This window comes from Bacillus sp. SIMBA_026, assembly GCF_046535335.1.
GTDB classification, from domain to species: domain Bacteria; phylum Bacillota; class Bacilli; order Bacillales; family Bacillaceae; genus Bacillus; species Bacillus velezensis.
Genome location: NZ_JAWRWX010000491.1, coordinates 1 through 234 on the forward strand (window position 1 = coordinate 1; position 234 = coordinate 234).

General features: G+C 65.8%; 1 protein-coding gene. It reads right to left on the reverse strand.

Annotated elements, in window-relative coordinates:
• Positions 1 to 234: alpha/beta fold hydrolase (locus SB847_RS22290; RefSeq protein ID WP_410578948.1), on the reverse strand; the 234-nt coding region annotated here is incomplete at both ends.

The window sequence follows — 234 nt, forward strand, 5'->3', positions numbered from 1 at the left end:
CTGCTGAGCAACTCCCTGGCATCCTCCGGCAGGAGGGGCCCGAACCAGGAATCCATGAGTTTGGCCTTGGTCCCGGCGTCGACGAACCCTTGCTCCACTTGCGAGAGCAGGAGGCGCTTAGAGGCCTCTTTCGGCGGAGCCGGAACCATGCCCACCAACGTCACCGTGGCCACCAGGTCCGGTCGGTCCGCTGCCAAGGTCAGGGAAACGCTGCCTCCCATCGAGTGGCCCACG